Genomic DNA, 6,619 nt, shown 5'->3' with positions numbered 1-6,619 from the left:
TTTTTTTTTCTCGAGATATTTTTTTGAGTTTTAGCAGTTAACTGAAGAGTACAAAGTTCTTCTAAAAATAGGTAGTCCTGTAGATGTAGTGATATTTATAAGTAAAATCCTTTCACAGTAAGGAGTAAAAATGCACAAATCACTACTTCTACACAACTACCTAAAAATATTACTTACAGCAGTTTCGGAGTTAGTAGAGATACAAAGTTTTATTACCTTAGTAAATAGAGAAGAGAGATTAGTCTTCAAGTATACCTCACCATCCGCGCAAAGTACTGTAATCTCAAGGCTGAAAGTGTTACTGAAAAAGGCTTGCAGCAAATAAACTTTCTATAATATGGTTTGTCACCTTGAGAGCGCCGAAAGCTTTAGCTAGTAATGATTTTTCCCAGAAGTTTGTACTCTCTAGCACTTAACTATTTTTTATAGATACTACTAAACTCCCATGGAAGTTGTATCCAAATTATCTAAGATCAATATTTAATTGGTTGGAATTGAGCAATCCTACCTTACAGACTAAAGACTACAAAGTTATTCTAAAAATATTACTTACAGGAGTTTCAGAGTTAGTTAGATACAAAGTTTTATTGCCTTAGAAATGAGAATTAAATAAGATCCACAGTTTTTGGCTAGGAGTATGGTACTCAAATGCTTCTGTGCAGGAAATTTGGAAGTTAATAAATCCTCATTCCTTAGTAAATAGGGAAGAGAGATTAGTCTTCAAGTATACCTCACCATCCGCGCAAAGTACTGTAATCTCAAAGCTGAAAGTGTTACTGAAAAGGGCTTGCAGCAAATAAACTTTCTATAATATATAATATGGTTTGTCACCTTGAGAGCGCCGAAAGCTTTAGCTAGTAATAATTTTTCCCAGAAGTTTGTACTGTCTAGCACTTAACTATATTTTTATAGATACTACTAAACTCTCATGGAATTTGTATCCAAATTATCTAATATCGATATTTAATTGGCTGGAATTGAGCAATCATAAGACACTCAAGAATATTAAGCAGAATTATTGCAACGATAAATTAATTCCATCACTTCCGAACGACTCAGCTTTTCTTGCCCCATAGTTAAAATATCCAGAGTAGCATGAGCAAGAGTCAGAGGAATTTGGCAAAAATTTCGAGCAGGTCCTGAAGGAAGAGAGTTAGTATAAGAATCAGCTAATAATAGATTACGTTGAGCATAAGCTTGCATATCCTTGGCAACCCAACCGTTAGGAAAAAAATCTACGCCCCTAACTAAATCTTCTGAATGGTTACGAAGAATATTTACTGCCTGTAGACCACGGCCAAATCCAATTGCCTGAGTACGATTAGTATTAGTATTATCATACCAACTCCATAAATCGGAAAGTAATAAACCTACTGCACCTGCCACACTAAAAGTGTAACGATCCAAATCTGATTCAGTGTGAATTGCCCAATTATTTTCAGCCCAATAAGCCATCCGGTCTGCCATTGCTGCTGTTACATCCCAGATCCTGGGTGCTATTGTATCTGAAGCCAGTATTGCCCATTCTCCTACTCTTTTTGTTACTTCTGGTAGGTTAGTCATATTCAAGTCTAACTTTGCGGAAAAGTTCGGGAAACTTGAATGGTTAACTCCTTCTTGTAAAAGTAAACTAATCTTTCGCAACAATTTTGCCTTCGTGAAGCTATCTAAATCTGGATGATCCTCAATTTCATCAATGGCACGCATACAAAGATAGGCCGATGTAACTGCCTCTTTTAGCCCAGATGGTAATTGACTAATAGGAATATAGAAAGTACGACTTGTTTCTTTTAATATATATAAGGCATCTTTATCTTCAGGTCTGTTCATCTATTTCACTCCTCACGGCTATTTTTGGTTTATAACAGAAGAAGGAAGTAACAAGCAAGAAGCAAGAAGGAAAAATCTTGCGTTATCTGAGTTTTAAGCTTTTAATATGTCCTAATCTTTGCTTAGAATGCTATACAGCGCTTTTCAGGTTGATGACCTCACGTCATAAACAAAAACCTGTAGGGGCGAATGGCCATTTATGACGCAAATCTCCGCTTTAGCAGAACAATCTTGGGACAATTTTTCCGAATACCTCCTAATTATTCTTATGTTTGCTTCTCCCCCACTCCCCTATTTCCCCTCCTGGGAGGGGTTAGGGGTGGGTCCCCTACTCAACAAAATGTAGAAAAGTTTTTGAGAAATGGTATTATTTCTGAGGAGTCAGTAAGTCCAGTAGGGTGCGTTACATTTCATTAACGCACCATCTAGATTTTAATTTTCGGTGTGTGACGCTGATGATTTCACATTTGGATAGTTTATCATTTTCTTTGTGGGTTTAATACCCCACCGTCTACAGGGTGTTCACGCATTACTTGGGGGAGCGAATCCCCATGTAATTTTCCTCCTGTCTCCTGTCTCCTGTCTCCTGTCTCCTTCTTCAACAAAGTTTTGGCAGGAAATTTGAGATTATTTTGCTAGCAAAACTTCCGACTCAGGCGCAACCTGGTGGCACTTCGTTCCGACTTCTTGCCACAACCTGGGGGGTCGAACCGCTATTCCCTATTCCTTATTCCCTGTTCCCTGCCATAACTTAATTGCTAATCATTTTTTCTAGAAAAGGAAGTCCAAAGGCAATAACAATACTAACCGCTAAACCAGCAAAAGCTTTTAAAGCGTCACTAAAAATAATCTTACCTACATCCTTCATTTCGCGGTTTTGGAAATTGTGAGCTATTGCTATTTCTCTTCCAGCTAAAAGACCGATAAATACCCAAGTTGTACTCATCGGCATTTTGCTCCATTCTTTAAATAATAATAAGATTAATCCATAAATCAAATCTACAATTGTTGCCGAACGAATATCTTGAGTATTAGTTTTACTGGTAACTATATGTTGAATTGCACCACCATTTCTGTAAAAGATAATTGCGTGTAAAATTAACATCACAAACATGGAAAAAAATAGCATTGAAGCATCAAGATTTCGTGGCAAGTATGCAAAGATATTTGCCAAGTCTTGAATTAACCATTGACTCCACAAAAATGCTGTTGATACCCACTGCAAAATCACCCAATAAATTGGTGCTTCTTTGTCTGCTGTACTTAGAAATTTCTCTTCTAAAGCTTTAGTGATGAATTTATAAATAAGTATAGCTGTGACAAAAGCTAACCCATAGCCAAAAAATGATTTAGTCAGCATACTGATGAGATTGCTAGGAGCAAAAACTGTGATAATTAGAAAAGTGGTACTAACAGGAATTCCCCAATTTGTTAAAAATAGAAGTACGAAAGGAGGAACTATATAAATCCAACTAAAATTTTCAGGAAAAGGAAATTCTGCCAAACGCCCATAAGCTACATCTCCATCATTAGTAATCCAGCCATAGAAAAAAACTACTAACAAAACGGAGCAAATAAACAGCCATAATACCCACCAAGGGCGCTGAGAATTAGAACTTAAAAATGTGCCAAGGGTTTGTATAGCATCGTTAGCTACAATCGAATATGATGCTAATAAAAATCCAACCAACATAAATATATATTGACTGTTCATATTTTGTCGATATATCCTAATATCTTGAACTATAATAATAACTACAGTTTAGATGATGAAGATGTTGATTTGGAGAACTATTAGACTTCTGGCAGAAGTCAGGGAATAGGAAATAGGGAGAAATAATTGATAATTTATGGATAATAATTGATTTTATTTTTGATTTTTGGACATGTCTATTAGTTTCAGGCTAAAATATTTTTTAGTCAGGTAATAGAGAGTACAGAATAAAAGTTTTTGACTAAGGTTAACAAGAGATTAAAATTTTGGCAAAATCTTGACAATATTATCTAATTAAATTATCGTCTATGGTGTCTATGTAAAAATATTAATATATAGTAATATAAAGATTTAGTAAGATAAATAAAGTCTATTGTATTCAAACTTCTATCCTCGTTATTATCTAGAGATATTAATAAACTAGAGACTTATAAATAATTAGATTTTTCTGGAGGCTCATATATGGTTTTATTAAAAACTATTTGGCACCATGCTCTAACAGTTACAGTTGCAGCAGTTACTCTTTCACTTGGCACTGTTGGTGAAGTCATCGCCCAAACTATTGAAGGTGCAGGAGCATCATTCCCCGCTCCTTTGTATGAGCGTTACTTTCAAAAATTAAAAGAAGATACAGGAATTACAGTAAATTACAATTCTGTGGGTAGTGGCAAAGGTATTGAGAGTTTTATTTCAGATACCGTTGACTTTGCAGGTACAGATGCGCCACCAGTTGCAGCAGAAATAGAACAAATGCCAAAAGGAGTAGTTATGGTACCTACCGCAGGAGGTGCTGTAGCAGTAGTTTATAATTTGCCAGGAGTTACTGAACTCAAACTATCTCAGTTGGTATTGCCAGATATTTTTGCAGGTAAAATTACTAAATGGAACGATCGCCGAATTGCTCAAGACAACCCAGGAGTTGACCTACCTGACTTACCTATTAAAACTGTAGTACGAGCTGATGGTAGTGGTACAACTTTCATTTTCTCCAGGCATCTGAGTGCTGCAAGTCCAACATTTAGTCGAGAAGTGGGTGCATCCAGAAAACCTGATTGGCCAAAAAATCCCCTCAAAGGTGACAAAAATGATGGAGTAGCTGCTTTAGTGAAAGAAACTGAAGGGGCGATCGGTTATGTACAGGACAGTTTTGCTCGTCAAAACAACCTGTCAACAGCAATGCTGGAGAACCTACAGGGTCGGTTTGTCGAACCTACTCTCGAAGAGGCGAATATTGCATTATCCGGACTGAGATTTTATCAAGACTTTACCCCTGCTAACGAAGCTAACCCTGATGATGGATACCCCATAGTTGGAGTGACCTGGTTATTAGTTAAGGAAAATTATGAGACTTCAGATCAAGCAACTGCAGTTAAGAAAATGGTCAATTGGGTTTTACAGGAAGGTCAAAACTTGAACAATACTCTTGAGTATACTCGTGTTCCAGAAGCTATAGGTGCAAAAATACTTGAGAAAGTTGAAACTCAAGTAGCAAATCAATAATCAGACTTGAGCTATAGCAATTCCCAAAAAGAGTGAGGTACAAAATTCGTTTTTTTTAGGGAACAGGGAATAGGGAATAGAATAGAAATCAAAGATAGGTGTGCCTCATTAGGAATCTCCGATAATAAAAAATTAGCGTTGGTAAAGCGCGTGTATGATATTAATCTTAATTACTTAGGAGTCAACCCACCCCTCGCCCCTCCCCCTCCCAGGAGGGGAACAGGAGTCAGGAGTCAGGAGAGAAGAAAGAGGAATAGAAGGAGAAAGTTTTTTGGTCGCGTAAAGGTCATGGACTTCTATCGCGCTCTGATCCGGACATGATATCATGCCTCAAATTACCAACGCCAAAAATCAAATCAACTATCGCACAGAAATTATCAATTCTTTCCCCCTACTCCCTCTTTTCCGGAGATATCTATTGAACAGGACAAAAAAGTAGCGATCGCCCATCAAAACACCCTATTTAATAGACATCTGGTGATCATAAAAAATCAAATTAATTATCGCACAGAAATTATCAATTCTTTCCCCTTACTCCCTAATCCCTACTCCCTACTCCCTCTCTTCCAAAGTACTAAAGTGAATCTCTCTGGTAAACTGAAAAACTGAACTAAATTAAGGGGAACTATTTTAAAATGATAGAATCACTAAATGTATTAGGTGAAAAGCTAGAAGTTTGCTGTACTTCTCCCATGACTGGATTTTATCGGGATGGGTTTTGTCAGACTGGACCATCAGATTTTGGTTCCCACGTTATTTGTGCAGCAGTGACAGCAGAATTTTTGGAATTTACTAAGCGTCGTGGTAATGATTTGAGTACACCTAGACCAGAATATTCTTTTCCTGGTTTAAAACCTGGCGATCGCTGGTGTTTGTGTGCGTCTCGTTGGAAAGAAGCTCTAGATTCTGGAGTTGCACCACCAGTAGTTTTGTCAGGAACTCATCAAAAAGCATTAGAAGTAGTACCTTTGGAGGTTTTGCAGGAACACGCACTTATTTAGGTGGTAGGTCTGAGTTATAGCAGTCGAAGGAAAGGTTAGGACAGGTCAAAAGCTTAAAACTCAGACAAAGTAAGATTTTTCCTTATTCCCTCTTTCCTCTTCCTTCTTCCCTCTTCCCTCTTCCTTCTGCTAAAACTAGGGTGTTAATTGAGTCTAGTAATGGTCAGCAACGGTGGACGACTCTTGGGGTTTCTTTTAATATTTTGGATGCTTCTTATCAGGCGGTTGTTGAAAGTTTAGAGTATGGTTTGATGTTGGAAAGTCAATCTCAAGAAACTGCATTAGGTGTGGTTTTGTAGTAGCAGAAGGAAGAGGGAAGAGGGAAGAAGGAAGAGGAAAGAGGGAATAAGGAAAAATCTTACTTTGTCTGAGTTTTAAGCTTTTGACCTGTCCTAACCTTTCCTTCGACTGCTATAACTCAGACCTACCACCTAAATAAGTGCGTGTTCCTGCAAAACCTCCAAAGGTACTACTTCTAATGCTTTTTGATGAGTTCCTGACAAAACTACTGGTGGTGCAACTCCAGAATCTAGAGCTTCTTTCCAACGAGACGCACACAAACACCAGCGATCGC

At 37.4% G+C, this 6,619-nt stretch carries 7 protein-coding genes and 1 pseudogene; 4 read left to right on the top strand and 4 right to left on the bottom strand.

Annotation, left to right across the window (positions count from 1 at the left end; translation table 11 throughout):
* Positions 1–1,005 precede the first annotated feature (1,005 nt).
* The 3 genes from D5R40_RS29210 to D5R40_RS29205 all read right to left on the bottom strand — a co-directional run bounded on the left by D5R40_RS29210 (position 1,006) and on the right by D5R40_RS29205 (position 3,544).
* Positions 1,006–1,830, bottom strand: a complete 825-nt coding sequence (locus tag D5R40_RS29210) for a squalene/phytoene synthase family protein (RefSeq protein WP_124146630.1) — start codon at positions 1,828–1,830, stop codon at positions 1,006–1,008.
* Positions 1,831–2,309: 479 nt separating this feature from the next.
* A complete protein-coding gene (locus D5R40_RS41590) occupies positions 2,310–2,432 on the bottom strand; it encodes a hypothetical protein (protein WP_275670431.1) in 123 nt (40 codons plus the stop codon).
* Positions 2,433–2,581: 149 nt separating this feature from the next.
* Complete coding sequence (locus D5R40_RS29205) at positions 2,582–3,544, bottom strand: hypothetical protein (protein ID WP_205127490.1); 963 nt, start codon at positions 3,542–3,544, stop codon at positions 2,582–2,584.
* A gap of 462 nt (positions 3,545–4,006) precedes the next feature.
* Here D5R40_RS29205 and pstS point away from each other — a divergent pair, with 462 nt between their 5' ends.
* The 4 genes and pseudogenes from pstS to D5R40_RS29185 form a co-directional block, all read left to right on the top strand.
* Entirely contained in the window at positions 4,007–5,044 is a 1,038-nt protein-coding gene (pstS, locus tag D5R40_RS29200) for a phosphate ABC transporter substrate-binding protein PstS (protein ID WP_124146631.1), read from the top strand.
* A 138-nt stretch (positions 5,045–5,182) separates the two neighbouring features.
* Entirely contained in the window at positions 5,183–5,365 is a 183-nt protein-coding gene (locus D5R40_RS36375; RefSeq protein WP_124146632.1) for a hypothetical protein, read from the top strand.
* Positions 5,366–5,679: 314 nt separating this feature from the next.
* Positions 5,680–6,045 (top strand): DUF2237 family protein, encoded by a 366-nt coding sequence (locus D5R40_RS29190; protein WP_124146633.1) that lies wholly within the window; start codon positions 5,680–5,682, stop codon positions 6,043–6,045.
* A 125-nt stretch (positions 6,046–6,170) separates the two neighbouring features.
* Positions 6,171–6,344, top strand: a pseudogene (locus D5R40_RS29185) (alpha-isopropylmalate synthase regulatory domain-containing protein); the annotation flags it as partial.
* A gap of 132 nt (positions 6,345–6,476) precedes the next feature.
* On the opposite strand, the gene D5R40_RS29180 reads toward D5R40_RS29185, so the two are convergent.
* Positions 6,477–6,605 carry a DUF2237 family protein gene (locus D5R40_RS29180; RefSeq protein WP_445974454.1) on the bottom strand — a complete coding sequence of 43 codons (129 nt, stop codon included), beginning with the start codon at positions 6,603–6,605 and terminating at the stop codon, positions 6,477–6,479.
* Positions 6,606–6,619 lie beyond the last annotated feature (14 nt).

The organism is Okeania hirsuta, assembly GCF_003838195.1.
In the GTDB taxonomy this organism is placed as follows: Bacteria; Cyanobacteriota; Cyanobacteriia; order Cyanobacteriales; family Microcoleaceae; genus Okeania; species Okeania hirsuta.
Note: the sequence above shows the minus strand (reverse complement) of the source record. Positions and strands in the feature narration are given on the sequence as shown.